The sequence below is a fragment of the Sulfitobacter sp. JL08 genome, from assembly GCF_003352045.1.
Classification (GTDB): Bacteria; Pseudomonadota; Alphaproteobacteria; order Rhodobacterales; family Rhodobacteraceae; genus JL08.
This window is the reverse complement of sequence record NZ_CP025815.1, coordinates 2,832,212-2,854,101: the sequence shown is the minus strand read 5'-3', so window position 1 is coordinate 2,854,101 and position 21,890 is coordinate 2,832,212. Positions and strand designations below refer to the sequence as shown.

The 21,890-nt window shown below is 57.3% G+C and carries 27 protein-coding genes and 1 tRNA gene; 16 read left to right on the top strand and 12 right to left on the bottom strand.

What is annotated here, in order from left to right; genetic code table 11:
* Nucleotides 1-80 precede the first annotated feature (80 nt).
* From C1J05_RS14020 to C1J05_RS14010, 3 genes are all read left to right on the top strand, one after another.
* A complete protein-coding gene (locus tag C1J05_RS14020) occupies nucleotides 81-410 on the top strand; it encodes an arsenate reductase family protein (protein WP_114870797.1) in 330 nt (109 codons plus the stop codon).
* 263 nt (nucleotides 411-673) lie between these two features.
* Nucleotides 674-1,225: a YaeQ family protein gene (locus C1J05_RS14015; RefSeq protein WP_114870796.1), complete on the top strand. Its 552-nt coding sequence runs from the start codon at nucleotides 674-676 to the stop codon at nucleotides 1,223-1,225.
* 52 nt (nucleotides 1,226-1,277) lie between these two features.
* Nucleotides 1,278-2,531: a cation:proton antiporter gene (locus C1J05_RS14010; protein ID WP_114870795.1), complete on the top strand. Its 1,254-nt coding sequence runs from the start codon at nucleotides 1,278-1,280 to the stop codon at nucleotides 2,529-2,531.
* A 496-nt stretch (nucleotides 2,532-3,027) separates the two neighbouring features.
* On the opposite strand, the gene C1J05_RS14000 is transcribed toward C1J05_RS14010, so the two are convergent.
* Complete coding sequence (locus C1J05_RS14000; protein WP_114870794.1) at nucleotides 3,028-4,878, bottom strand: GAF domain-containing protein; 1,851 nt, start codon at nucleotides 4,876-4,878, stop codon at nucleotides 3,028-3,030.
* Between the two features lie 147 nt (nucleotides 4,879-5,025).
* The gene (locus tag C1J05_RS13995; protein WP_114870793.1) at nucleotides 5,026-5,910 is read right to left on the bottom strand and encodes a LysR family transcriptional regulator; all 885 of its coding nucleotides are present in this window, start codon (nucleotides 5,908-5,910) and stop codon (nucleotides 5,026-5,028) included.
* A 130-nt stretch (nucleotides 5,911-6,040) separates the two neighbouring features.
* Here C1J05_RS13995 and C1J05_RS13990 point away from each other — a divergent pair, with 130 nt between their 5' ends.
* The 7 genes from C1J05_RS13990 (at nucleotide 6,041) to C1J05_RS13960 (ending at nucleotide 11,041) form a co-directional block, all read left to right on the top strand.
* Entirely contained in the window at nucleotides 6,041-6,520 is a 480-nt protein-coding gene (locus C1J05_RS13990) for an ester cyclase (protein ID WP_114870792.1), read from the top strand.
* 24 nt (nucleotides 6,521-6,544) lie between these two features.
* Nucleotides 6,545-7,039, top strand: coding sequence for a nuclear transport factor 2 family protein (locus tag C1J05_RS13985; RefSeq protein WP_205388954.1), 495 nt, complete (start codon nucleotides 6,545-6,547; stop codon nucleotides 7,037-7,039).
* Nucleotides 7,040-7,082: 43 nt separating this feature from the next.
* Nucleotides 7,083-7,631: a luciferase domain-containing protein gene (locus C1J05_RS13980; protein WP_114870791.1), complete on the top strand. Its 549-nt coding sequence runs from the start codon at nucleotides 7,083-7,085 to the stop codon at nucleotides 7,629-7,631.
* Nucleotides 7,632-7,811: 180 nt separating this feature from the next.
* The gene (locus tag C1J05_RS13975) at nucleotides 7,812-8,444 is read left to right on the top strand and encodes a tyrosine-type recombinase/integrase (RefSeq protein WP_114870790.1); all 633 of its coding nucleotides are present in this window, start codon (nucleotides 7,812-7,814) and stop codon (nucleotides 8,442-8,444) included.
* Between the two features lie 34 nt (nucleotides 8,445-8,478).
* Nucleotides 8,479-8,907, top strand: a complete 429-nt coding sequence (locus tag C1J05_RS22190; protein ID WP_114870789.1) for a DUF3489 domain-containing protein — start codon at nucleotides 8,479-8,481, stop codon at nucleotides 8,905-8,907.
* Nucleotides 8,904-9,359, top strand: coding sequence for a DUF2924 domain-containing protein (locus tag C1J05_RS22185; protein ID WP_114870788.1), 456 nt, complete (start codon nucleotides 8,904-8,906; stop codon nucleotides 9,357-9,359). Before C1J05_RS22190 ends, C1J05_RS22185 begins: the two co-directional genes overlap by 4 nt.
* Complete coding sequence (locus C1J05_RS13960; RefSeq protein ID WP_114870787.1) at nucleotides 9,356-11,041, top strand: recombinase family protein; 1,686 nt, start codon at nucleotides 9,356-9,358, stop codon at nucleotides 11,039-11,041. Before C1J05_RS22185 ends, C1J05_RS13960 begins: the two co-directional genes overlap by 4 nt.
* Before the next feature lie 186 nt (nucleotides 11,042-11,227).
* On the opposite strand, the gene C1J05_RS21520 is transcribed toward C1J05_RS13960, so the two are convergent.
* Nucleotides 11,228-11,311, bottom strand: a tRNA-Tyr gene (locus tag C1J05_RS21520).
* A gap of 124 nt (nucleotides 11,312-11,435) precedes the next feature.
* Here C1J05_RS21520 and rlmB point away from each other — a divergent pair.
* The 3 genes from rlmB (at nucleotide 11,436) to C1J05_RS13945 (ending at nucleotide 13,218) form a co-directional block, all read left to right on the top strand.
* Nucleotides 11,436-12,209, top strand: a complete 774-nt coding sequence (gene rlmB, locus C1J05_RS13955) for a 23S rRNA (guanosine(2251)-2'-O)-methyltransferase RlmB (protein ID WP_114870786.1) — start codon at nucleotides 11,436-11,438, stop codon at nucleotides 12,207-12,209.
* A 12-nt stretch (nucleotides 12,210-12,221) separates the two neighbouring features.
* On the top strand, nucleotides 12,222-12,548 hold the full coding sequence (locus C1J05_RS22270) for a hypothetical protein (protein WP_114870785.1): 327 nt from the start codon (nucleotides 12,222-12,224) through the stop codon (nucleotides 12,546-12,548).
* 199 nt (nucleotides 12,549-12,747) lie between these two features.
* Nucleotides 12,748-13,218 (top strand): CoA-binding protein, encoded by a 471-nt coding sequence (locus C1J05_RS13945; RefSeq protein ID WP_114872325.1) that lies wholly within the window; start codon nucleotides 12,748-12,750, stop codon nucleotides 13,216-13,218.
* 55 nt (nucleotides 13,219-13,273) lie between these two features.
* Here the strand turns inward: C1J05_RS13945 and C1J05_RS13940 are convergent, their stop codons facing one another.
* The 4 genes from C1J05_RS13940 to hisA form a co-directional block, all read right to left on the bottom strand.
* Nucleotides 13,274-13,585 carry a phosphoribosyl-ATP diphosphatase gene (locus C1J05_RS13940; RefSeq protein WP_114870784.1) on the bottom strand — a complete coding sequence of 104 codons (312 nt, stop codon included), beginning with the start codon at nucleotides 13,583-13,585 and terminating at the stop codon, nucleotides 13,274-13,276.
* Entirely contained in the window at nucleotides 13,582-14,343 is a 762-nt protein-coding gene (gene hisF / locus C1J05_RS13935; protein ID WP_114872324.1) for an imidazole glycerol phosphate synthase subunit HisF, read from the bottom strand. The genes C1J05_RS13940 and hisF overlap by 4 nt, the downstream gene beginning before the upstream one ends.
* Nucleotides 14,344-14,424: 81 nt before the next feature.
* Nucleotides 14,425-14,865, bottom strand: a complete 441-nt coding sequence (locus C1J05_RS13930; RefSeq protein ID WP_114870783.1) for a YqaA family protein — start codon at nucleotides 14,863-14,865, stop codon at nucleotides 14,425-14,427.
* Nucleotides 14,858-15,580 carry a 1-(5-phosphoribosyl)-5-[(5-phosphoribosylamino)methylideneamino]imidazole-4-carboxamide isomerase gene (hisA, locus tag C1J05_RS13925; protein WP_114870782.1) on the bottom strand — a complete coding sequence of 241 codons (723 nt, stop codon included), beginning with the start codon at nucleotides 15,578-15,580 and terminating at the stop codon, nucleotides 14,858-14,860. The genes C1J05_RS13930 and hisA overlap by 8 nt, the downstream gene beginning before the upstream one ends.
* 138 nt (nucleotides 15,581-15,718) lie before the next feature.
* Between hisA and C1J05_RS13920 the strand changes: the two genes are divergently transcribed.
* Complete coding sequence (locus C1J05_RS13920; protein WP_114872323.1) at nucleotides 15,719-16,111, top strand: DUF2147 domain-containing protein; 393 nt, start codon at nucleotides 15,719-15,721, stop codon at nucleotides 16,109-16,111.
* 123 nt (nucleotides 16,112-16,234) lie between these two features.
* Entirely contained in the window at nucleotides 16,235-16,630 is a 396-nt protein-coding gene (locus C1J05_RS13915; RefSeq protein WP_254684603.1) for a DUF2147 domain-containing protein, read from the top strand.
* 12 nt (nucleotides 16,631-16,642) lie between these two features.
* On the opposite strand, the gene hisH is transcribed toward C1J05_RS13915, so the two are convergent.
* A complete protein-coding gene (gene hisH, locus C1J05_RS13910; protein ID WP_114870781.1) occupies nucleotides 16,643-17,281 on the bottom strand; it encodes an imidazole glycerol phosphate synthase subunit HisH in 639 nt (212 codons plus the stop codon).
* A gap of 4 nt (nucleotides 17,282-17,285) precedes the next feature.
* Nucleotides 17,286-17,873, bottom strand: coding sequence for an imidazoleglycerol-phosphate dehydratase HisB (hisB, locus tag C1J05_RS13905; protein ID WP_114870780.1), 588 nt, complete (start codon nucleotides 17,871-17,873; stop codon nucleotides 17,286-17,288).
* Between the two features lie 130 nt (nucleotides 17,874-18,003).
* Between hisB and C1J05_RS13900 the strand changes: the two genes are divergently transcribed.
* The gene (locus tag C1J05_RS13900) at nucleotides 18,004-18,243 is read left to right on the top strand and encodes an Lrp/AsnC ligand binding domain-containing protein (RefSeq protein ID WP_114870779.1); all 240 of its coding nucleotides are present in this window, start codon (nucleotides 18,004-18,006) and stop codon (nucleotides 18,241-18,243) included.
* A gap of 46 nt (nucleotides 18,244-18,289) precedes the next feature.
* On the opposite strand, the gene C1J05_RS13895 is transcribed toward C1J05_RS13900, so the two are convergent.
* The 3 genes from C1J05_RS13895 to C1J05_RS13885 all read right to left on the bottom strand — a co-directional run bounded on the left by C1J05_RS13895 (nucleotide 18,290) and on the right by C1J05_RS13885 (nucleotide 21,647).
* Nucleotides 18,290-19,300, bottom strand: a complete 1,011-nt coding sequence (locus tag C1J05_RS13895) for an agmatine deiminase family protein (protein ID WP_205388952.1) — start codon at nucleotides 19,298-19,300, stop codon at nucleotides 18,290-18,292.
* A 32-nt stretch (nucleotides 19,301-19,332) separates the two neighbouring features.
* A complete protein-coding gene (locus C1J05_RS13890; protein WP_114870777.1) occupies nucleotides 19,333-19,794 on the bottom strand; it encodes a GNAT family N-acetyltransferase in 462 nt (153 codons plus the stop codon).
* 803 nt (nucleotides 19,795-20,597) lie between these two features.
* The gene (locus tag C1J05_RS13885) at nucleotides 20,598-21,647 is read right to left on the bottom strand and encodes an alpha/beta hydrolase (RefSeq protein ID WP_114870776.1); all 1,050 of its coding nucleotides are present in this window, start codon (nucleotides 21,645-21,647) and stop codon (nucleotides 20,598-20,600) included.
* Nucleotides 21,648-21,890: the final 243 nt, after the last annotated feature.

Below are 21,890 nucleotides of genomic sequence, written 5' to 3'. Positions count from 1 at the left end.
CTCATGTGGCGTTGAGGTTGTGCTCGGAATGGACGATGAAGTGGGGGAGCTTCTCAGATCACTGAACAGGAGATTTCGACGTGATAATTTATGGATTGAGGACCTGTGCCGTTTGCCAGAAGTGCGAGAAGGCATTGGAGGTGGGCGGCAAGGACGTCATTTTCCGCGATGTCCGGGCGGAACCTTTGAGTGAGGGGGAAATGGCAGAGTTGATAGTTGAGTTCGGCGATCGACTGGTGGACCGGACTTCGAACGACTATCGGGCGTTAAATGACTGGCTAAAAAATTCGGAGGCAGAGGCACAGATATCAGCCCAACCCAAGGTGATGACCCGTCCGGTGATACGCGATCAGGATAAGTTCTATTTAGGTTGGGACGAGGTGGTTCAAAACGCTTTGCTTCCGGCATGATGCCGCGAGTACGAATGTTAAACTGAGTTCCCTACTATATCCATGTGCCGCGGTTGGAGAGTCCAAAAGTCATGGGCTCTGGACCGATGAAGCCCAAAAGTCATGAATGGCGGGAAAGAGGGCTTTTCGAGCTTATGTAGCCGAGTTTCTGTGATGTAGCGAACGTTGGCTTCGAGCGGGAGTTCCCAAGGCTTTTTTTATCTGCTTTCATAAAGCCACCAGAAGCATTAGGCATCTCTATCTTTTCTATTTCAGGACAAATCATGGCGCAAAAAGCCACCATCTATAAAGTTGAACTCTCCGTTTCTGATATGGATCGTCACTATTATGAGACCCATAAACTGACCGTTGCCAAACATCCTTCCGAGACTGATGAGCGGTTAATGCTGCGTATTCTTGCTTTTGCACTGAATGCCCATGAGCAATTAGAAATGACGAAGGGCCTTTCAACGGATGATGAACCGGACATTTGGCAGAAAAGCCTGAGTGGCGAGCTGGAGTTATGGGTGGCGTTAGGCCTTCCGAGCGAGAAGGTTGTCCGCCAATCATGTGGCAAAGCGGGCAAGGTGATTATCTATTCATACGGGGGCAGGACGGCTGATATGTGGTGGGAGAAGATCAAAAACAGCACCACCCGGTTTGATAATCTTCAGGTCGTGAATCTCTCCGAGAAGAACACCAGCGAACTGGCAAAACTGGCAAGTCGCGCGATGAAGCTGCAGGTAAATATTCAGGACGGCGAAGTAATGGTCAGTGTCGATGGTGACATCGTTTACGTTACTCCGGTCAAATGGAAAAATAATCATAATTGCTAGCCGACCAACTGATTATGCGTTTATCAGTTTTCTCAGACTGGACGGGACCGCCATGTCAATTCTTCAGATCGCATCACTACTTATCGTGCTGGCCGGAGCCTTCGGAGCAATAAACTACCTCTTCCTCAGGTTGCCGTCAGCGATTGGGATCCTTGTCGTAGCGCTTGCCACGTCTTTCGCAGTTATTGCAACGGATGCGCTCTTTCCGATTCTGACAGTCGAGGAACAAATCCGCGCTCAGGTACTCGAACTGGAATTCTCTGAGGCGCTTCTGGAAGGCATGCTGGGGCTTTTGCTGTTCGCCGGTGCTCTACATGTCAAATTATCTGATTTGCGAAAAGCCTGGCTCGTCATTTTTCTGATGGCGACTATCGGCGTGGGGGTTTCAACCGCTATTGTTGGTGTCGGCTTTAGTTGGATCACGGGTATGCCCTTAATAGTGGCACTTGTTTTTGGCGCACTGATTTCGCCGACAGATCCTGTTGCGGTGCTTGGTGTGCTCAGGGAAGCCGATCTGCCGAAGTCGCTTGAAACCAAAATAGCTGGAGAAAGCCTTTTTAACGACGGTGTTGGCTATGTCGTCTTTTTGGTGCTTGTTGGATTTGCCTTTCCGACTGGGGGCGGCCACGGCGCAAACCTCGCCGACGCCGGGGTGTTGTTTATTCAAGAAGCGTTGGGCGGGGCTATCCTGGGTTTGGTCCTCGGTTGGCTGACCTTTCGGGTTATGAGGCAGATCGATGATTATTCCTTGGAAGTGCTGATCACTCTCGGCCTTGCCTTTGGAGGCTACGAGTTGGCTGTATGGTTGCATGTCTCTGCACCGATCATGGCAGTCTGCGCGGGACTTCTGATAGGCGACATCGGCTCCAAACACGGCATGTCTCAAGAAACCCGCCAATACGTTGAAGCCTTCTGGAAGTTGGTTGACGAAATCCTGAACGCTGTGTTGTTTCTAATGATTGGGTTTGAGGTCTTTGCGATAGCGTTTGAAGTGGACTTCCTCATCGCGGGTTTCATGGCCATTGGGCTTGCACTTGTCGCGCGGCTTGCCGCTGTTGCCGTCCCAGTGCTGATCCTGAAGCCCTTTCGCACATTCAGTAGGGGCGTTATCCCGATCATGACGTGGGGTGGCTTGAAGGGCGGTATTTCGGTCGCTTTGGCTCTGTCTTTACCCGATAGCGAGTGGAAACCACTCATCCTGACGGTCACGTATATTGTCGTGATCTTCTCAATCATCGTGCAGGGACTTACCGTAACACGCCTCGCAGAACGAGTTGGGCGCGCGCCGGAGTTGCCCAATGATTGACCGCAACGCGTTTAGTGTTGTCCCAGCAGTGGCGATTGTCGATCCGACCGCCAGGGGTGGTGAGACCTGATGGCTGCTCCGGTTCTCGGTGTGACACAGCCGGAGAAATCTCGATCGGCAAAAACGCAGGTTCGGCTTCCGCATCGACTACCTCCGGAGCAAAGCGCGGGTCCTTCAACCATTTGAAGATCAGATTGGCGTTCATCGCGTAGCGGAGCTACGCGCGTTGGCAGAGGTCGTGGAGCGCCTTGGGCGCAGGATTTCGACAAGGGCTATGAGGCTTACCAAAGCGGTGATTGCGCCACGGCCTTGAAAGAGTGGAGGCCTTTGGCGGAACAGGGCTTAGGTGTGTGCAGCTCTAACAGCCCCCTCCGTGCAACTAGGGCCAGCTTTTCCGATGCAACGGATATTGGCAGAAAAATGAAAGTGCGGATTTTTCGAGTTTTTCAACACAATCAGCCCGAAGCAGCCGTTGAATCAGCCTTTGGGCCCGTTCTTAGGCGCTGTCTAATCTGAAAACCTCAACTGGTTCGCGGATACCCTTGAGCGAAACCTCTCCGACCGAAACCGATGCGAATACATCTTCAACCGCGATTGCCGCGCGCGTGCTGAGAAGGATCTCACCATCTTCAGCTTCGTCGCATAGCCGCGACGCGAGGTTGACTGCGGTGCCTGAGGCTGTGTAATCGGAGCGCCCTTCGAACCCGACCATACCGACTGTTGCATATCCGAGTGAAATACCGACACCAAAGCCCAGACGGTACCCCATGCGTTTCCAAGCGCGGCACAAATCGGACATCCTAGCGCGCATAGCGATCGCCAGTTTGACGGCGTCCCCGGCTGGGTCTTCACATGGCAATGGATCATTGAAGAGAACCATTATGCCGTCGCCCATCCGGTGATCGACACCCGCGCCATGTGCGTCGATCAGCTTGCCCATCTCTTCGTGATAGATCTGCAGCACCTCGATGGTTTCTTCTGGTTCGGCGGTTTCGCAGAACGCCGTGAAGCCGCGGATGTCGCAGAACAGCACGCCCAGAAGCGCCCGGTGGCTTTTGAGCAATCCCTCGGAACCCGAAGAGACAATTGTGTTAGCAACGGCGGAGGGCAAAAAACGTTTGAGTTTCCCCATCCGCTCGATCTCGCCGACCTGCTCCTCAACACGCTCACCCAGCTCTGCGTTGAGCGTTTGGAGGGCATTGAATTGCCGGGTGTTTTCTATGGCTATTACCGCCTGCGCTGAAAAGGATTCCACCAGTGCGATCTGCTCAGGAAGGAATGGTGCGACTTCGCGCCGGTAAAGACCAATGGCTCCGATTGCTACACCGCCGTGCAGCAGTGGGACAGCGACGAAGGTGCGAATGCCTTCGATATTGGCGGCCTCGACACGCTGGGGATTTCCGTTTCGGTAAGCCTCTGTGTCGCGGATATCATAGGCCTGCTCTACCCGAGCCTCCCGAATGGCCACTCCGACCGATGCAGGATCGTCGATCGACCAGGTTCGCGTGCCTCCGCTAAGGTATTCAGAGCGCGCGCCCAAGCTTGAGACAAGCGTGATTTCGCTGCGGGCCTCGTCGAGGAGGTAGAGTCCGGCAAAGGGCGCATCGCAGAGCTTGCAGGCATTCTCAAGTATTGCATCGAATACTTGTCTGTCATTATCCCGACTTTGGCTGATAATCTCCAGTACTTTCGCAGAGGCCCGTTCTCGTCGGAGTCGTTCCTGCACCTCGCGGAATTGCCGCACGTTCTCGATCGCAATGACGGCTTGGGCAGCGAAGGTCTCGAGAAGGGCGATCTCGTCCTCGGTGAACGGCTTCACCTCATAGCGGTTCAGGGTAACGCAGCCGATCGCGATGCCGTTCTGGACGAAGGGCACGCAAAGGAAAGTCAGAACGCCCTCTTCCTCGACCTTCTTTACCGGCCCCGGTTCACGGGCAAGATAGCGTGGATCCTTAGAGAAATCGCGAATCTGTGTTGTCCGCGCCTCGCGAATTGCGCGCGCCATGGCCGTTGTTCCAGACAGCTCGAACTCTGTGCCGACCGGGAAGACGCCCTTGTCCGGTCCCCAGACGCAGGCGATCCTTGTGTGGGTGCGCGCCTTGTTGACGAGGTGCAGGCCGACATCGGGGGCGTCGCACAGCTCGCCTGCATTGCGCGCGATGCATTCAAGAACCGGCTGCACGTCGTCGCGGTACCGGCTGATCGCCGAGAGGATCTCGCGCATCGCCACCTCGCGCGCATTTGCGCGCGTCAGTGCGGCAGAAATCGTGTCGTGTTCGGCCGTGTTCACCCCGTTCTGCAATGCATTGTCTCCGATCAACCGCAGGTTCCCTTTTACGGTAGACATGCATTGTTTCGCTGGCCAGAGAAATGCTGAAAAGGCTTTACGCCAAGGTCCGCTTCGTCCCGCAAAGCGGTCGTCAACTGCAGACGTCACCAAGGTCCGTTGAGCGGGACAATACCGCCGCTCGCACCAGCTACCCAAAGGTCTGCTTCAGGACTGGGTCTGGCCCAAAGCATTCAAGGCCAGATGAATAAGACCATGTTTCGGCGCATTGCTGGGCCAGACCGCGAAAACGATGATCGTCTGCAACTTCCAGTGGGGAAGAACATATTCAATCGCCCCGCGCCCCACGTCTTCGTGCGCCAGGAAATCCGGAACGATGGCAAGCCCTGCACCCGCACGCGCCAGCTGATAGAGCGCTTGCGCATCGTTGGCAAAGACACGTGCGTCGGGCTTGATCGTTGCTTGCGTGCCGCCCGCCTTGGTGAACGCCACAGGGACGTTCTGAGCCGGTGTCAGGGCCAGCCAATCCCAGTTGGCAATGTCATCGGGATGATCCGGAGCCGAGCGCGATGCGAGGTAGTCGACGGAGGCGATCAATCTGCGCTCGACCCAAAACAGTTTGCGTGAGGTGGCGGTGGTTTTCGCCTTGGGGCCCATTCGGATCGCGATATCAAAGCCGTCATCGATCAGGTCACGTCGGATGTCTGAAAAATCCAAAGACAGTTTGATCCTCGGGTGGGCCTTGGAAAAGGCTGCGATCTGCTCTGTGAAATGTGATTTTGAGAGGACGGATGGAACGGTCACGCGAAGCTCGCCGCTCGGCGCAGTTGCGGACACCGACAGATCAACCAACTCGCCTTCGACGGCCTCCAGCATCTTGTGCGCTGCAGCCAGAAGCCTGTGGCCCTCGCGCGTCAGCGTCAGCTTTCGGGTCGAGCGATAGATCAGCGCGACGCCAAGGCTGTCTTCAAGCTGCGAGATATGGTGACTGACCACCGAGGGCGACAGCCGTAGCTCCCGTGCAGCCCCACGGAATGATCCATGGTCAATCGTCTTGGCAAAGATTGCCATCTGGCGCAATCGGTCGATCATACTATCAAAAATCCGAACAGTTAAACTTATCTATTCTATCTTATGCTGATATCCGGATTTGTCCATCTTGGTGGCAGGAGGCCCGCACCCCCGCGCGGCACCGTCATTGACCGACCAAGGAGACACATCCATGAACGCATTCCGAACAACTCTTGCAGTAGCCGCGCTTGGGCTGACAGCCATCGCAACCAGCGCCGCCGCCGACGACAAGGCGACCGTGCAAACCTTCTACGACCTGCTCAGCAATCCCGGTTCGGAAACGCATGTCGCGACATTCCTTGGCGCGACGTCCGAGACCTGGGAGAGCGTCGGCGACTACTCCGGCGAGAACAAGAGCCGAGACGCCTTCGTCGGCCAGATGGGGTTCTTCAGCCAGCTCATCCCTGATCTCGACTGGTCCGTGCAGGCGATGCATCAGGATGGTGATTTCGTAACCGTGCGCAGCCGTGCGACGGGAACGCCGACAGGCCCGTTCTTCGGTGTCGATGGCGGAGGGCGCAGCTTTGATATCCTGACGATCGACATCCACGAGTTGGACGACGGCGTGATTGTCCGCACCTACCACGTCGAGGATTGGGCCGGCGCCCTGCAACAGCTGCGAGGTCAGTAATCGCCGAACAATCGGAGTACCAAAATGCATAGAAGACAGCTTCTGGCGGCATCCGCAGCCGCTTCAACGGGGATTGCCCTTGCGGGCTCGGCTATCGCGCAAGCCACCGACGATGAAACCCAAGCCTCGCTCGATACAGTTATGGCCTTCATGGAGACCATGGGGGGCGGTGACATGGACCGCATGGGCGCGCTTATGGCCAACGACATGGTTTGGCAAAACGAAGGCGATCCCGACCTGCCATGGATCGGAACATGGCAAGGTAAGGAGACGATCTTTGGCTTCCTCGGCACCTCCTCGCAGAATGTTCAGGTGACCCGATGGGAAAATCAGGACGCCTTCGCCTCCGGCGACACCGTGGCCGTATTCGGTCGGATGAGATTGCGGCTGACGGCCTCTGGCGCGGAAACCGACGAGTTCACCTTTGCTCTGCGCGCCAAGGTGCGCGATGGTCAGGTCGTGCTGTGGAACTGGTTCGAGGACAGCTATGCCGTAAGCCAGGCGTTTCACGCCGCATAAGCCAGCCGATCTACGCTGCGGCCGGGACCATAAGGATATCGAGATGCCAAGACTGTCAAACCTGCTTCTGATCTCGGCCGCAGTATCGCTGCTTACTGCAGCAGCGCCCGTGTCCGCTCAGAACGTGACTTTCCCGATGCGGGATGGCGCGCGCCCGGATACGACGAACGGCGTGCCGCACGTGCAGATCGGCGTGTCGCCGGTCCCTGAGTTGTCGGCAGAAATGCTGCGTCAAGTCGCTGAATTTCCCGGCGTTGTTCTTGGGGCGACCCGCGTATCACTCCCCGGCGCGGTCGGGTTTCAGCTGACGAGCGACGTCCAGATCGCAAAACCTCAGGCGATCGTTGGCGGGCGCGAGTTTGCACACCTTCACCCTGATGGTAGCCTACACGCCTCGCTGCACCCGGACACAGCACGGGCCGCGATAGACGCCGGTTGGGCCGTGGCACATCCTTGGGCCGACCAGCGCGCGGGTTGGGAGGGGTTCGTGATGATCTATACCCCAATCAATGAAACCGAATTGGACGTGGTGCTGCAACTGGTCCGTGGCTCTTATACCTACATCACTGGCGAGGCCTTACCCGAAACGTAGCGATAGCAGCCATTCACATGCCGTACAGCATTGGGCAAAATGGGCTCATTGCTGCCGATCGCCGCTTGTGCCACGAAGGTCTGGTGTGCTGATGGGACTGGCCGTTCGATCAATTGGTAGAGTCGGTCGGTTGACGTGGTGTCGATGCTTGGAGCGGGAGGGTCGGATGGAGGACGATCAATGTCCAATATTCAACTTCCCGCCATCAAACCGCAACGCACGCCGTGGAATAAGGGGCGCCTGATCGGTCAGAAACGCCCGCTTCTTGCCAAGCAGGTCTGGGCCATCCGCGCCCGGCTGGAACTCGCGGGGAATCTCAGGGATTTGGCACTGTTCAATCTGGCGATCGATAGCAAGTTGCGCGGTTGTGACCTCGTCCGTCTCAAAGTCACCGATCTTGTTGTTGGTGACCGGGTTCGTGAGCGCGTGACAGTGATCCAGAGCAAGACTCAGCGACCCGTCCAGTTTGAGGTTTCCGAGAACACCCGCGATTCTATTTGGAATTGGGTGTGTCGCCCGGAGATGCTGGGATGCACGTTCTTGTTTCCCAGCCGCTTCCACGACAGGCCGCATGTATCGACCCGGCAATATGCGCGGCTGGTCCGTGATTGGGTGTCCGCAATTGGTCTTGATCCGAGCGGTTATGGCACGCACTCGCTACGGCGCACCAAGGCAGCGCTGATCTACCGGAAAACCGGCAATCTTCGCGCGGTGCAGCTTTTACTCGGCCACACCAAGGTGGACAGCACAGTTCGATACTTGGGCGTAGAGTTGGAAGACGCACTGAGTATCGCTGAAAAGATCGACATATAATCATTAGGCGGGCGGCAGCCGCCGCCCGCCTTTGATGACCTTTAAGGTCCGCATGATTGTCACTCTTCCACTGGACTTCCGAGCCAAGGCGAGCGTCACTAACGACGTTGAACGAATTGAGTCTCCCGCCCGGATCGCCGGGCTTTGGTCAGTACAGGGCGCGAGAAAGCCCTGCTTCCAAGAGGAGATGACAATGACCGAACAACAATCCCAGCCCCCTGAGACCGACCATGCCAAACCAAGGCCATTCAAACCCGCGGGCAGGACCAAGTCTGGAGAACTGTGTAAACTGCTATCGCGCCGTTCCGGGGCGACGGTGGCTCAGCTTCAAAGGCGACTGGATTGGCAACCGCATACAATTCGGGCGACGATCTCGCGGTTGAGATCGGCGGGCGTGGCGATCGAACTTGACCGGTCGGGCAAAGTGGCCCGCTACCGCATTGCGTCCGGAGGAAATAGATGAGTTCCAGGGAGGCAAGCATCAGACTTCAGTGGTTGGAAGAAGCTAACGCGGCCACGCTCCGACAGTTTTGGGCTGAGACTAGGGGCTCAGAACCACCTAGAACCTTGACAGCACGTCTGATGCGGCTGGCGCTGGCTTGGGATGTGCAGGTTGCTCTCTCTGGTGGTGAAACGGCCGGGACGCGCCGAGCGTGGAACCGGGCCATTCGGGCCCGGACTTACTCTCGCTCCCCGAAAAACCCCAATGGCGCCGTGCCACGAATGATTGGCGAGGGGACACGCATTCTGAAGGACTGGGGCGGAACCACTCATGAGGTTCAGATAACCGAAAACGGCGGCGTTACCTGGAATGGCCAGAGCTATTCATCGTTGTCCGCCGTCGCTCGGGGGATGACCGGCACCAACCGGAACGGGCCAAGGTTCTTCGGACTGCGTGAGGGTGGCAAGCGATGATCCGAAAACGCTGCGCCATTTACACCCGCAAGTCGACACAGGAGGGGCTTGAGCAGGACTTCAACTCGCTGGATGCGCAGCACGAGGCCTGTGCAGCTTACATCCTCAGTCAAAAGCACGAAGGCTGGACGGAACTCTCAAACCGCTATGACGATGGCGGGTTCTCGGGAGGGTCGATGGATCGTCCGGGGCTCACACAACTGCTGGAGGATGTGCGCGGTGGGCGCATCGATATCATCGTCGTCTACAAGGTGGATCGCCTGACGCGGTCCCTGGCCGATTTTGCGAAGATGGTGGATGTGTTTGAAAGGGCAGGGGTGTCGTTTGTGTCGGTCACCCAGGCTTTCAACACGACATCGTCGATGGGGCGGCTGACCCTGAATGTGCTTTTGTCGTTTGCCCAGTTCGAGCGTGAAGTGACCGCCGAGCGCATTCGGGACAAGGTCGCCGCCTCCAAGAGAAAAGGCATGTGGATGGGTGGTTCCGTTCCGATGGGCTATGACGTGGTGGAAAAGGCGCTGGAGGTGAATGAAACGGAAGCCTGTGCCATCAGGATGATCTTTGCCGAATACCTGACAACGGGATCTGTGCGGCAATTGTCTGCGCGACTGAACGACATGGGGGTTGTCAGCAAGCGCCGAACCGACCGGCATGGTCGCGGCAGCGGCGGCGAAGCCTTCTCGCGCGGTGCGCTTTACCACATCCTGCGCAACCCAATCTACATCGGGAAAACACGCCACAAGGGCGAGCTTTACGACGGGCTCCACGAGGCCATCATCGATGAAGAGACATGGCAGCGGGTTCAGGCATTGCTGGCGGATCACGGCGGCAAACAGATTAACGCGCCCCGCCGATGCGCAAAGCGACCTCTGGATGGCCTGCTGTTTGATTCAATGGGCCGTGCGATGCGCACGACCTATGCCAGCAAGTCGGCGCAGCGGGAAGGCACAACCCAAACGAAGCGCTATTGGTACTACACTTCAAAGACATCTTGCATAGAAGACAGAAACTGCATTGAGCGGTTGCCGGCGAAGGAGATTGAGGACCTTGCTCTCAGCAGCCTCAAAACCCGATTCTGCGACAAGAGCTGGTTAGCGGACCAAGTGGGGCAGGCTAAAGAATGCGATACCTCGATCGCCGATGTCGTGCGGGCGGCGGATGCTTGGTCTGCAGAGATTGCCGCGAATACCCACGGAATCGAGGCGCAGTTTCCTCGCGGATTGATTGATCGGATAGATGCGCAAAAGGACCAGCTGCATATCTCAGTAAACCTCCATGCGCTGCCGGGGCTTGGCAGGTCGCTTGAAACTCTAGTCGCTTCCTTCGAGGCCCCGTTCCAAAAGCGTCAGAGCGGACGGGCCAAACCAATCATCATCGTTCCGGAAGGTGCCCCGCAACCGGACCCGAACCTCATTGCGCTGGTCGCCGATGCAAGGCGATGGGCAGACGAACTTCTTGCGGGGAAGTCTTCATCGATTCAGCAAATCACCGAGCGGGAAGGGCTGCGCAGTGGATCCGTCAGCCGCATCCTGCCGCTCGCCTGGCTGGCACCTGACATATCGTCAGCAATTCTTGAGGGCCGTCAGCCACCGCATCTCAACGCAACAGCATTGCGCAATCTCCTAGAACTGCCGCTGGATTGGAACGAGCAGCGCCAGATTCTGGGCTTCCCGCATCCTTGAGTTCGCCTAAACGGGCCCAAGACCTCACCCGCACTTGCCCCGCTGAGACTTTCCTGGAAACAGCCCCCAAACGGGCAATATCTGAGACCTATTGTGAGGTCTCTGGTGCTCTGTGGTCCCGTAACTAACGGAAAAATAAACACTAATTAGAGCGCACGTTTTTTCTACGGTTTTAGGGAGATTGAGTGGTGGGCGACCCTGGAATCGAACCAGGCGTGCGTCTCCGCGAGGGAGTTACAGTCCCCTGCCACACCTTGCGGCCTGTCGCCCACGGACCGGACAAAGATTGCGCCGGACGTGAAGGCGTGATTACAAGCGCGCCTATGGGGCGTCAACCTCAAATATCACCTGTGGCGGGTGGATATACGACGCATGGGCACAAAGGCGGGATCAGATGAAAAAACCCAAATGGGTCGTTGAAAAGGAACAGGCGAAAAAGGCGGCCGGGGCCGAAACCGTCTGGCTGTTCGGTTTGCATGCGGTGCGGGATGCGCTGCAAAACCCGGCGCGGGCAAAACTGCGCCTGATCGTCACGCTGAATGCACAAACGAAACTGGCCGATGCGATCGCCGCGTCCGGAATCGAGCCCGAAATTGCCGATCCGCGCCGCTTTGGCGCGCCGCTGGATCCCGGATCGGTGCATCAGGGTGCAGCACTTGAGGTAAAGCCGCTGAACTGGGGGCGGCTGGAAGAGGTTTGTATCGGGGCCAAGGTACCCCGTGTGTTGTTACTGGATCGTGTGACCGACCCGCACAATGTCGGCGCGATCCTGCGTTCGGCCGAGGTTTTCGGTGCATCGGCGGTGATTGGAACGCGCCACCATTCCGCCCCGGAAACCGGGGCGCTGGCGAAAACCGCCAGTGGCGCACTGGAACGCCAGCCGTATCTTCGGGTGCGCAATCTGGCGGATGCCATTCGCGAATTGCAGGGCTATGGCTATCTGGTTCTGGGATTGGATGGCGAGGCTGACCAGACCATTGAACAGGCCGTCGCCGGTGCAACAGACCGCCCGATCGCTCTGGTTCTGGGCGCAGAGGGGCCGGGATTGCGCGAAAAAACCAAAGACACCTGTGATGCCCTGGTCAAAATCGACGCAGCGGGCAATTTTGGATCGCTCAACGTCTCAAATGCGGCGGCAGTTGCCCTATATGCCACGTTAGGACGTTAACAGGAGGCCGATATCGCCTATCCGACGAAAATCGCGACCTGCTGTTATTGCGGGACACGCGCGGCGCTAGTGCTGCGCGGCAAAGAGCGGCACGAATTGGCCTGTGCCTCTTGCGGGGCGCCGCTGCATGATCTGAAAATGCTGCGCAAGGACAAGGTTGGCGACCGGGAACTGGTTTCGCCCAGCCGCATCCGGGTTCGCCCCAAAGACCCGACGCCCGGTGGCAAGTGGGAGCCGCGACCGCATGTCAAAAAAACGAAGTACCGCAAAAAACGCAAAGGCTTCCTCAAATGGGCATTTGAAGAGGCGTTTGACGTGATCGAGGATATTTTTGACTGACATGTGCCTGCGGTCAAAAAAACCGATCACGTAAATGTCAGCGCCCCTTTTCGATCCGCAAATCGTTCCTATCTTTAATGCATGTAGCCGGTCCGGAACTCCGGTTACACCCTTCACTGTCCCTCGTTCCGCTACTGGCGCCCCTGGCTTTTTGCCTTGGGCGCTTTTTTCTTCTGATCGGGCGATGTATGGAACCAACATGACAGCGTATTCTGATGATCTTTTGCGATCCATTCTGACAAAAACCCGGCGCATTGCGGTGGTCGGGGTGTCAGCCAACCCCGTGCGCCCGAGTTATTATGTGGCGCGCTATCTGAATCTGAAAGGCTATGATGTCGTTCCGGTCAATCCGGGGCATGCGGGCGAGGTTTTGTTTGGTCAAAAAGTCGTCGCATCCTTGTCCGAGATCGACGGCCCGGTGGATATGGTGGATATTTTCCGCCGTTCCGAAGCGGTGCCACCGGTGGTGGACGAAGCGCTTGCAGCCTTTCCGGATCTGCAAACGATCTGGATGCAGATCGGGGTGGAACACGAGGCCGCCACTCAAAAGGCGCAAGCGCGCGGTGTTACGGTGATCCAGAACCGCTGTCCGAAGATCGAATATCAGCGCCTGTTCGGAGAGCTGCGCATGGGCGGGTTCAACACCGGTTTGATTTCATCCAAACTGTGAAGACCGGGGGCTGTCTGCCCCCGGACCCCCGAGAATATTTGGAAACAGAAGAAGATCAGGGCGTGCGGCCGGCTTTTTCGGCGATGCCGCTTTGGTTTTGGCGGCGATCAAGTTCGGCCATCACATCCGCCAGCGGTACGTCGCGCGCGGCCAGCATCACCAGCAGGTGATAGAGCACATCCGCCGCTTCGCCGGTCAGTGCGGCGGTGTCGCCCTTCACGGCTTCGATAATGGCCTCGACCGCTTCTTCCCCGAATTTTTCGGCGCATTTTTCGGGGCCTTTGGCCAGCAGTTTGGCGGTCCAGCTTGTTTCGGGATCGGCGGATTTGCGGGCGGTGATGGTGGCGTAAAGATCGTCCAGTGTCATGTCAGCCTCATCGGGATGCCTGCCGCGGCCATGTGGGCCTTGGCCTCGCGGATGGTGAAATCGCCAAAGTGAAAGATCGAGGCTGCCAACACGGCGCTGGCGCCGCCCTTGGTGACACCATCGACCAGATGATCAAGGGTGCCGACACCGCCGCTGGCGATGACAGGAATGTCCACGGCATCGGATATGGCGCGGGTCAGGGGCAGGTTGAACCCTGCGCGTGTGCCATCGCGATCCATTGAGGTCAGCAGGATTTCACCCGCACCCTTGGCGGCAACGGTGCGGGCAAATTCAACCGCGTCGACCCCGGTGGATTTGCGCCCGCCATGGGTGAAAATCTCCCATTTTCCGGGGCTGACGGTTTTTGCATCTATGGCCACCACAATGCACTGGCTGCCAAAATGATCTGCTGCTTGCGTCACAACATCGGGATTGGCCACGGCGGCGGAATTGAACGACACCTTGTCGGCCCCCGCCAGCAGCAGATCGCGCACGTCCTCGCGGGTGCGCACACCTCCACCCACGGTCAGCGGGATATAGCATTGTTCGGCTGTGCGGGTGACAACATCAAACATGGTGCCGCGGTTTTCATGAGTGGCATTGATGTCCAGAAAACACAATTCGTCTGCGCCTGCCGCGTCATAGGCCTTGGCGCTCTCCACCGGATCACCTGCATCAATCAGATCGACAAAATTCACGCCTTTGACAACGCGCCCGTTGGCAACATCAAGGCACGGAATGATACGGGTTTTCAGCATGATGCCGACATAATGCGATGCGGCCAAAGGATCAATGGCCAAGCGCTGGTGCATTGCACCGGCGGATATCATGTTTTCCCGTCAAGCGAACAGGTTGAACAGCCCCAGAACGACCATGTACCGGAGCGTTTTGGAAATCGTCACCAGAAGCAGGAACAGACCAAACCCCATCCGCAGGACGCCCGCAGCGACCGTGATCGGATCACCGATCAGCGGCATCCATGCCAGCAACACTGCCCAGTATCCCCATCGTGAAAACCAATTCTGGGCCTTTTCCAGTTGGCTGGCAGATGCCGGGAACCAGACGCGATCCTGAAAGCGGAGCGCGATGCGGCCCAGCAGATAATTCAGGATCGAACCAAGGATATTGCCGGTGCTGGCCACGACAAGCAGTGTCAGGGCGGAATATGTCGACAGCCACGCCAGTGCCAGCAGCGCAGCCTCGGACCCGCCGGGCAGCAGGGTGGCCGCGGAAAGCGAAATCAGGAACAGGCCGGCCAGAGGCCAGATCATCTCAGCCATTCAGAGCAGTCAGCGCCTCGGCCAGATCAATCGCCCCGTCATAAAGCGCGCGCCCGGATATCGCGCCGTTCAAATCTGCGCCGCAATCACGCAACGCGATCAGATCGGCAAGCGAGGACACGCCCCCTGATGCGATGACCGGAATACTCACGGCATTGGCGAGGGCTGCCGTCGCCTCTATGTTCGGGCCTTGCATCGCGCCATCGCGGTAGATGTCGGTGTAAATGATCGCCGCCACACCGGCGTCTTCGAACGACCGCGCCAGATCGGTGACCATCACATCGGTTTCCGTCGCCCAGCCTTTGGTTGCGACACGGCCGTTGCGCGCATCAATGCCGACAGCCACCTGACCGGGAAACGCACGCGCGGCCTGACGCACCAGATCAGGGTTTTCCACGGCGACCGTGCCCAGAATGACCCGCGCCAGACCCTTGGCCAGCCAGCGTTCAATCGTTGCCATATCGCGGATGCCGCCGCCCAGTTGCGCGGGCACGCGGGTTTGCGCCAGAATCGCCTCGACCGGCGCGGCGTTGACGGGTTCGCCTTCAAACGCGCCGTTCAGGTCGACGAGGTGCAGCCATTCGCAGCCTGCGTTGACGAATTCCATCGCCTGTGCGGCGGGATCATCGTTGAACACGGTGGCGCGGCCCATATCGCCATGGACAAGCCGTACGGCCTGTCCGTCTTTCAGATCAATCGCGGGGTAAAGGATCATGCTGCATCTCTTGGTAATGGTCCGCGCGTTCTTATCCCCGACTTGACGTCAATTGCAACGCGACGTTGGGTTACACTTGCCAGATTGCAGAATTGGTACGCAGGGTTTCGCCAGGTCCATCAAAACGAGGAGATGATGATGAGAAATCTGGCATTAACTGCGGCTATCGCGCTTGGTCTGGCGGGACCGGCTTTGGCCGATCCGGTTCTGGGCACGTGGCAAACCGTGAGCGATGACAATGGCAATTATGGCCATATCGATGTGGCGCCATGTGGTTCCAAAATCTGCGGCACGTTGGTGAAATCTTTTGCCGCTGGCGGCGCAGCCGGCCCAAGCGGCAACATCGGCAAGCAGATCATCTGGGATATGGAAGCCGAAGGTGGCGGGGCCTATGGCGGTGGCAAGGTCTGGTCGCCGGACCGTGACAAGACCTACAATTCCAAGATGCAGTTGAACGGCAATACGCTGGCGATTTCCGGCTGTATCCTTGGCATATGCCGTGATGGCGGTACATGGACCCGGGTGAACTGATCCAACTTCAACATTGACCCGTCGCTCAGGTGCGGCGGGTTCAAAACTGATCCCTTGGCTTGTGGTAAAATCGCATTATTGTTTTGAACAGTGTCGTTGGACCCTGATCAAGGAGTGATGCGGATGTTCAGATTTCTGTTTGCGGTGTCTTTTTCTGTAATCTGCACCGTATCAGCGGCGCAGGCCAGCGATGCCGTAATTGGCCTCTGGAAGACAGAGCCGGACCGCAAGAAACTGACTTCGCATATCGAAATCCGCGAGTGTGGCGTCAAAATATGCGGCAAGGTCATGGAAGCCTTCGACGTTTACGGAAAATCCGTGAAAACGCGCAATGTGGGGCGCGAACTGTTCTGGGATGTCGAGGATCTGGGCAGTGGAAACTATGGCAACGGCACGGTGTTTGTGCCTTTGCTGAATGTCAAAGCGTCAGCCAGCATGAAATTGGCAGGCAACACTCTGAAAGTGACCGGTTGCAAAGGCAAGATCTGTGACGGTCAGACCTGGACCAGATTGAAATAACTGGACGTGCGCCTAGGGTGACCATTTCAGGAAATTTGCGATCAGACGCAAGCCCGTGTTCTGGCTTTTTTCCGGATGGAATTGCATTCCGATCATGGTGGAGTGGCCGATCACAGCGGTGATGTCACCGCCATATTCCACATGCGCCAATCTGTCTGAAGAACGCGACACAACATAATGATAGGAATGCACAAAATAGGCGTGGTCGCCGCTGGAAATCCCGTCAAATACCGGGTGGGGCACATCAAGGATCAGATCATTCCAGCCCATATGAGGCACCTTCAGCGACGGATCGTCGGGCGTGATGCGCACGACTTCACCACTGATCCAGTCCAGGCCTTTGGTATCTGAATATTCGCGACCCCATGTCGCCATCAACTGCATCCCGACGCAAATGCCCAGAAACGGGCGGCCTTTTACCTCGACCGCTTCGCGCAGGGCATCAAACAACCCGCTATGTCCGGTCAGCGCCGCGTGGCAGGCGGGAAACGCCCCGTCACCCGGCAATACGATTCTGTCAGCGCGGGCCACAACATCGGCATCGCCGGTCACAACCACATCCCCGGCACCGGTGTCCTGCGCCATGCGCTGAAACGCCTTTTCGGCGGAATGCAGGTTGCCGCTTTCGTAGTCGATGATCGCAGTCAGCATGGCGCTACAGCGCGCCCTTGGTCGAGGGCAGGGCACCCGCGCTGCGCGGATCAGCCTCAACCGCTTCGCGCAGGGCGCGGGCGACCGATTTGAACGTGGCCTCGGCGATATGGTGGCTGTTGATCCCGTGCAGAGCATCGATATGCAGCGTTATGCCGCCATGGGTGCTGAGTGCCTGAAAGAATTCGCGCACAAGCTCTGTATCGAACGTGCCGATTTTTGCGGTTGGCAGGTCTGCGTTCCAGATCAGAAACGGGCGGGCCGACAAATCAAGGGCACAGCGCACCTGCGCATCATCCATCGGCAGCAGGCACGATCCGTAGCGGCGAATGCCGCGCTTGTCGCCCAGTGCCTTTGTCAGGGCCTGCCCCAAAGCAATTCCGGTATCTTCCACAGTGTGGTGATCATCAATGTGCAGATCGCCCGTGGCGGAAATTTCCAAGTCGATCATCGAATGGCGCGCCAACTGGTCCAGCATGTGATCGAAAAAACCGATCCCGGTCTGGTTGTCATAGGTTCCGGTGCCATCAAGGTTGATCTTGACCGAAATATCGGTTTCGGCGGTTTTGCGGGTGATCGTGGCCGTGCGCATGGTGTTTATCCTGAACGATTTCGAGGTCTTATAGGCGGGACGGACCAGCGGGCCAAGCACCCAGTTTGAGGGATTGCAGCGCCCGTGTCCGATATGCCAGTTTGTGCAGGCCTGAAGGAGCACCAAAGATATGAGCACCTGCGTCTTTATTCAAATCCGCTGTACCCCCGGAACCACCTATGCCGTCGCCGAAGAGATCGCCCTGCGCGAAATCCATTCGGAACTGTTTTCGACCAGCGGTGAATATGATCTGCTGATGAAACTCTACATTCCCAAGGACGCGGATGTCGGCAAGTTCATCAATGACAACCTGCTGACCATCAAGGGAATCGAAAGGTCGCTGACGACATTGACGTTCAAAGCATTCTGACCGGGCCACAAGGCAGGGGCGGACGATCTGGTTCCAGCTGCTGCGTTTACGGCGCGGGTTCCTGCTGGGTAATACAATGAATGCCGCCACCACCGATCGCGATTGACGGGATGTCTACCGCCACGACCTCGCGCTCGGGGAATAAATCATGATATATTTCAAGCACTTGGCCGTCTTCCTTGATCCCGTATGACGGCATGATAACGCCGCCGTTCACGATGTAGGAATTGACGTAAGAATCGCAAAAGATTTCGCTTTCGCTGTCCAGACCGGTCGCGCCGGGTAGCGTGCGTATCGTGATCGGCCGGCCCCTGGCGTCTGTCTGGCCCTTCAGCGCATCAAGATTGGCCAGATAGACCTCGTGCAGTTCATCATTCGCTGTCTCGGCGCCTTGGATCGCGACGACGCCGGGGGCGACAAAGGTGGCGATGCCGTCAACATGGCCGTCGGTTTCCACTTCGAACGCATCGCCTGGCAGCCAGATCACCTTTTCGCCGCCCAGCATCTCTTTCAGCTCTGCTTCGATCTGCGCGACCGACCAGTCGGGGTTTCGATTGGCGTTGGGAAAACAGCTGAGTGTTGTCAGAATGGTGCCTTCTCCATCCACGCTGACGCCGCCGCCTTCTGCAATCAGGTTGGATGTAAAGGCTGTCAGTCCGGCGGTATTCAGGATGGTTTCGGCCACGGCATTGTCGCCGTCAAAAGGCGTGTATTTCCTACCCCATGCGTTGAATTCGAACGCCGTGCCCGCGCGGTTGCCCTTGCCGTCGATCAGAAAGCAGGGGCCGGAATCGCGGCACCAGCTGTCATCAATCGGCGCCTGCAACATGTCGATATCGCTGCCCAGCAGATCAGCGGCCTGATTGGCATCGCGCGGATGCACAACCATGGTCAAAGGTTCAAAGCGGGCAATGGCGTGGGCGACCGCCGCATAATTCGCGCGTGTTTCACCGATATCATCCCACACTTCGGTCCGGCAGGGCCACATCATCCATGTGCGCAGGTGGGGCGCCCATTCGGCGGGCATGTAAAAACCGTCTTTTCGGGGCGTGGACATGATCGGCCTTTCTGTATTGCTACTGTCGAGCGCTATTCCGTCGCAAGGGTCTTGGAATATTGAACAAACGGAGTGAGCGTTGATACGCGATCATAAAGCTGGCGTGCGGTTTTGTTGTTGTCCTGCGTGTGCCAGTAAACCGACGCGGCCCCGTTTTCTGATGCAGCCTGATATACGGCCTCGATCAGGGCGCGGCCCAGTCCGGTGCCGCGCTGGGCAGGGTCGACATAAAGATCCTGAAGATAGCAGGTGTTGGCAACGGTCCACATGTCCCGATGGAACAGGTAATGCGTCAGCCCGACCGCTTTGCCGTCCAGCCGCGCGATAAAGCCGTGATATTCATGCGGATCACCCGATAACAGGCGCGCAAAGCTGTGTTCATACACAGTTTCGGGCACAGTGCTTTCGTAGAATTCAAGATATCTGGTCCACAAAACACGCCAATCGGCCTGATCCGCAGCCGTGACGGGGCGGATTGCCCACGCGGGCGTCATGTGGTGCCTGCTGGTCTGTTTGCGTTCAGCACGCAATTCGGGGCGGATAACGTCATGGGCAAATCCTTTGTGACAGGCGGGTTCGGGGGTTCGGCGGCCAGTGTCGTGCCGCGCGCGTCATTCTGCAATCCCTCGGATGCATGAAAAACGGCGGCTTTCAGGACGCGCAAAAAAGAAAGACCGCCCGAAGGCGGCCTGATCTTTGTTCCACTTTAAAGTGGATTGGAGCGGGCGAGGCGATTCGAACGCCCGACCCTAACCTTGGCAAGGTTTCGAGGTCCCCAGAAATACTAAACCATTCCAACGGCATAACAGGCTATCACCCCGAAATGCTCTGAAAATACTCCTAGACTGGCGCGGAATGGCAGTCAAGTGGCACGGATTTTGTGTGTTAGGGCAGCTCAGCCTTGCCGCTGAAACTCCTGACAACAAGACGATCTCAATCGACGCGATTTCCAACCAAGCAGGTAAGATTTAACGACGAATTATCTATTGCATCAACTCTTGTGCTCTGAGTGTGGGAATGACCGCTTATTCCAACACTGGACGTTCGCCGCGCTCCGCATCTATGACCGAGTTGCGGGACAAACCCGCCTGATGCTGATGCAGAGAAAATCCACTCTAAGTGACGGCCAAGTCGCCGAACATGTAGCGGCATTGCGGCACGCTTCCCCGAACCAGACATTCAAAATGGTCTAATGTGTCGCAATTCAAACCGGACTCTTGGTGCATGGGCACTGCTAGCCTCACTTGCGGGCTTAGTTGCTGTTGGTTTTCAACCAGTTCACTTCTTACGGCTCAGTTCAGTCATCGAGCAAGTGCTCGGACACCCAATCGCCCGCTTTGCTAACAGCAACTCTGGACTCAGGCGACTCCGGCAAAGCCGCCATGAAGACATGTGGCATACCTTCATAAAGGTCGAGCTTCACGGTCTGCCCGGCCTGATCCAATGCCTGATGGAGCCTGACAAAATTGCTGAGGAATATCTCTTTGGTGCCGCCCTGGATGAGCGTTGGCGGGAAGCCCTTTGCAAAGTCGCCGTAAACCGGAGAGACGTAGGGGTGCCGGTGGTCCGTTTCATCGGCATAAGCAAGCGCCGAGGGACCGAGGACGTCCTGGTATGTGAAGAACGGCTCGGCATCCCGGAGCGTCACATAGCTATCCCCAGTCTCAGAGATATCGGTCCAAGGCGACCAGAGAATCAATACTGCGGGCATTTCCATGCCCTGATCACGCATCTTCAACACACTGCCGGCCGAGAGGCCGCCGCCCGCCGAGTCGCCGTAGAGCACGATATCCGAAGCCGCAAAGTCTTTCTCACCAAGAGCGGCGAAGACGGATAGGACCTGATCGGTTGTTTCTTGCCACTTGGAATGTGGCGCCAGAGTGTAGTCGACGGCCATTACTGTCAGACCCGTTTCATCGGCAAGTAGGATCGCTGAGGTAATCGCACCTCTGGCGGAGTTGAAGACATAGGCGCCACCATGTAAGTAAACTGCGATCTTGTCGTTGCGTGCCAGTTTGTCAGGTGTGACCTCGACCACTGGGACGCCGCCAAGCGTGATATCCCGAAGCGCACCGTTGAACGCCTCAACGAACGGTGCCGCCGCTTTGATCTTAGCAGTGCTGTCGGCGTCCTGCAGTGCTTGCCACGCTTGCACATCATCCGGGGAAGGCACCGCCGCGTCCCGCCCTTGGCCAAGTGCGTTTAGCACTGCGCTCCATTCAGACGAGATCGTATCAGGCGCGTGCGCCCACAGGGGCTCAGCATCTTGAGCAAGCGATACTGTGGCGATTTGTGCGACGGCGGTGACACTCGCTATAAGCCAGAGCAGATGGTTGCGTTGCTTCATAGCGGATACACTCCTGAGCTGTTGTGGTTCTGCACAATGATAATTGATTTTCTCAAGGTTAGCGTTGACTCAAGTCATCTTGTGCTTTGAACTGGCCTTCGCCTCTCGCTAAACGTCGCCGCAACTATTTGTGGCTGAAGGATAGATGTCTACTTTACCTGCAGCGCCAAGTTTTGATTTATTACTGGCTCAGATCAGTAGCGAAGGACTGGTTCTGTCCGTAGCGCGGAAATAGATGTCCCA

Coding starts and splice junctions, on each gene's coding strand:
- C1J05_RS14015 (WP_114870796.1), top strand. CDS start 674: ATGGCGCAAAAAGCCACCATCTATAAAGTTGAACTCTCCGTTTCTGAT.
- C1J05_RS14010 (WP_114870795.1), top strand. CDS start 1,278: ATGTCAATTCTTCAGATCGCATCACTACTTATCGTGCTGGCCGGAGCC.
- C1J05_RS14000 (WP_114870794.1), bottom strand. CDS start 4,878: ATGTCTACCGTAAAAGGGAACCTGCGGTTGATCGGAGACAATGCATTG.
- C1J05_RS13995 (WP_114870793.1), bottom strand. CDS start 5,910: ATGATCGACCGATTGCGCCAGATGGCAATCTTTGCCAAGACGATTGAC.
- C1J05_RS13990 (WP_114870792.1), top strand. CDS start 6,041: ATGAACGCATTCCGAACAACTCTTGCAGTAGCCGCGCTTGGGCTGACA.
- C1J05_RS13985 (WP_205388954.1), top strand. CDS start 6,545: ATGCATAGAAGACAGCTTCTGGCGGCATCCGCAGCCGCTTCAACGGGG.
- C1J05_RS13980 (WP_114870791.1), top strand. CDS start 7,083: ATGCCAAGACTGTCAAACCTGCTTCTGATCTCGGCCGCAGTATCGCTG.
- C1J05_RS13975 (WP_114870790.1), top strand. CDS start 7,812: ATGTCCAATATTCAACTTCCCGCCATCAAACCGCAACGCACGCCGTGG.
- C1J05_RS22190 (WP_114870789.1), top strand. CDS start 8,479: ATGACCTTTAAGGTCCGCATGATTGTCACTCTTCCACTGGACTTCCGA.
- C1J05_RS22185 (WP_114870788.1), top strand. CDS start 8,904: ATGAGTTCCAGGGAGGCAAGCATCAGACTTCAGTGGTTGGAAGAAGCT.
- C1J05_RS13960 (WP_114870787.1), top strand. CDS start 9,356: ATGATCCGAAAACGCTGCGCCATTTACACCCGCAAGTCGACACAGGAG.
- rlmB (WP_114870786.1), top strand. CDS start 11,436: ATGAAAAAACCCAAATGGGTCGTTGAAAAGGAACAGGCGAAAAAGGCG.
- C1J05_RS13945 (WP_114872325.1), top strand. CDS start 12,748: ATGACAGCGTATTCTGATGATCTTTTGCGATCCATTCTGACAAAAACC.
- C1J05_RS13940 (WP_114870784.1), bottom strand. CDS start 13,585: ATGACACTGGACGATCTTTACGCCACCATCACCGCCCGCAAATCCGCC.
- hisF (WP_114872324.1), bottom strand. CDS start 14,343: ATGCTGAAAACCCGTATCATTCCGTGCCTTGATGTTGCCAACGGGCGC.
- C1J05_RS13930 (WP_114870783.1), bottom strand. CDS start 14,865: ATGGCTGAGATGATCTGGCCTCTGGCCGGCCTGTTCCTGATTTCGCTT.
- hisA (WP_114870782.1), bottom strand. CDS start 15,580: ATGATCCTTTACCCCGCGATTGATCTGAAAGACGGACAGGCCGTACGG.
- C1J05_RS13920 (WP_114872323.1), top strand. CDS start 15,719: ATGAGAAATCTGGCATTAACTGCGGCTATCGCGCTTGGTCTGGCGGGA.
- C1J05_RS13915 (WP_254684603.1), top strand. CDS start 16,235: ATGTTCAGATTTCTGTTTGCGGTGTCTTTTTCTGTAATCTGCACCGTA.
- hisH (WP_114870781.1), bottom strand. CDS start 17,281: ATGCTGACTGCGATCATCGACTACGAAAGCGGCAACCTGCATTCCGCC.
- hisB (WP_114870780.1), bottom strand. CDS start 17,873: ATGCGCACGGCCACGATCACCCGCAAAACCGCCGAAACCGATATTTCG.
- C1J05_RS13900 (WP_114870779.1), top strand. CDS start 18,004: ATGAGCACCTGCGTCTTTATTCAAATCCGCTGTACCCCCGGAACCACC.
- C1J05_RS13895 (WP_205388952.1), bottom strand. CDS start 19,300: ATGTCCACGCCCCGAAAAGACGGTTTTTACATGCCCGCCGAATGGGCG.
- C1J05_RS13890 (WP_114870777.1), bottom strand. CDS start 19,794: ATGACGCCCGCGTGGGCAATCCGCCCCGTCACGGCTGCGGATCAGGCC.
- C1J05_RS13885 (WP_114870776.1), bottom strand. CDS start 21,647: ATGAAGCAACGCAACCATCTGCTCTGGCTTATAGCGAGTGTCACCGCC.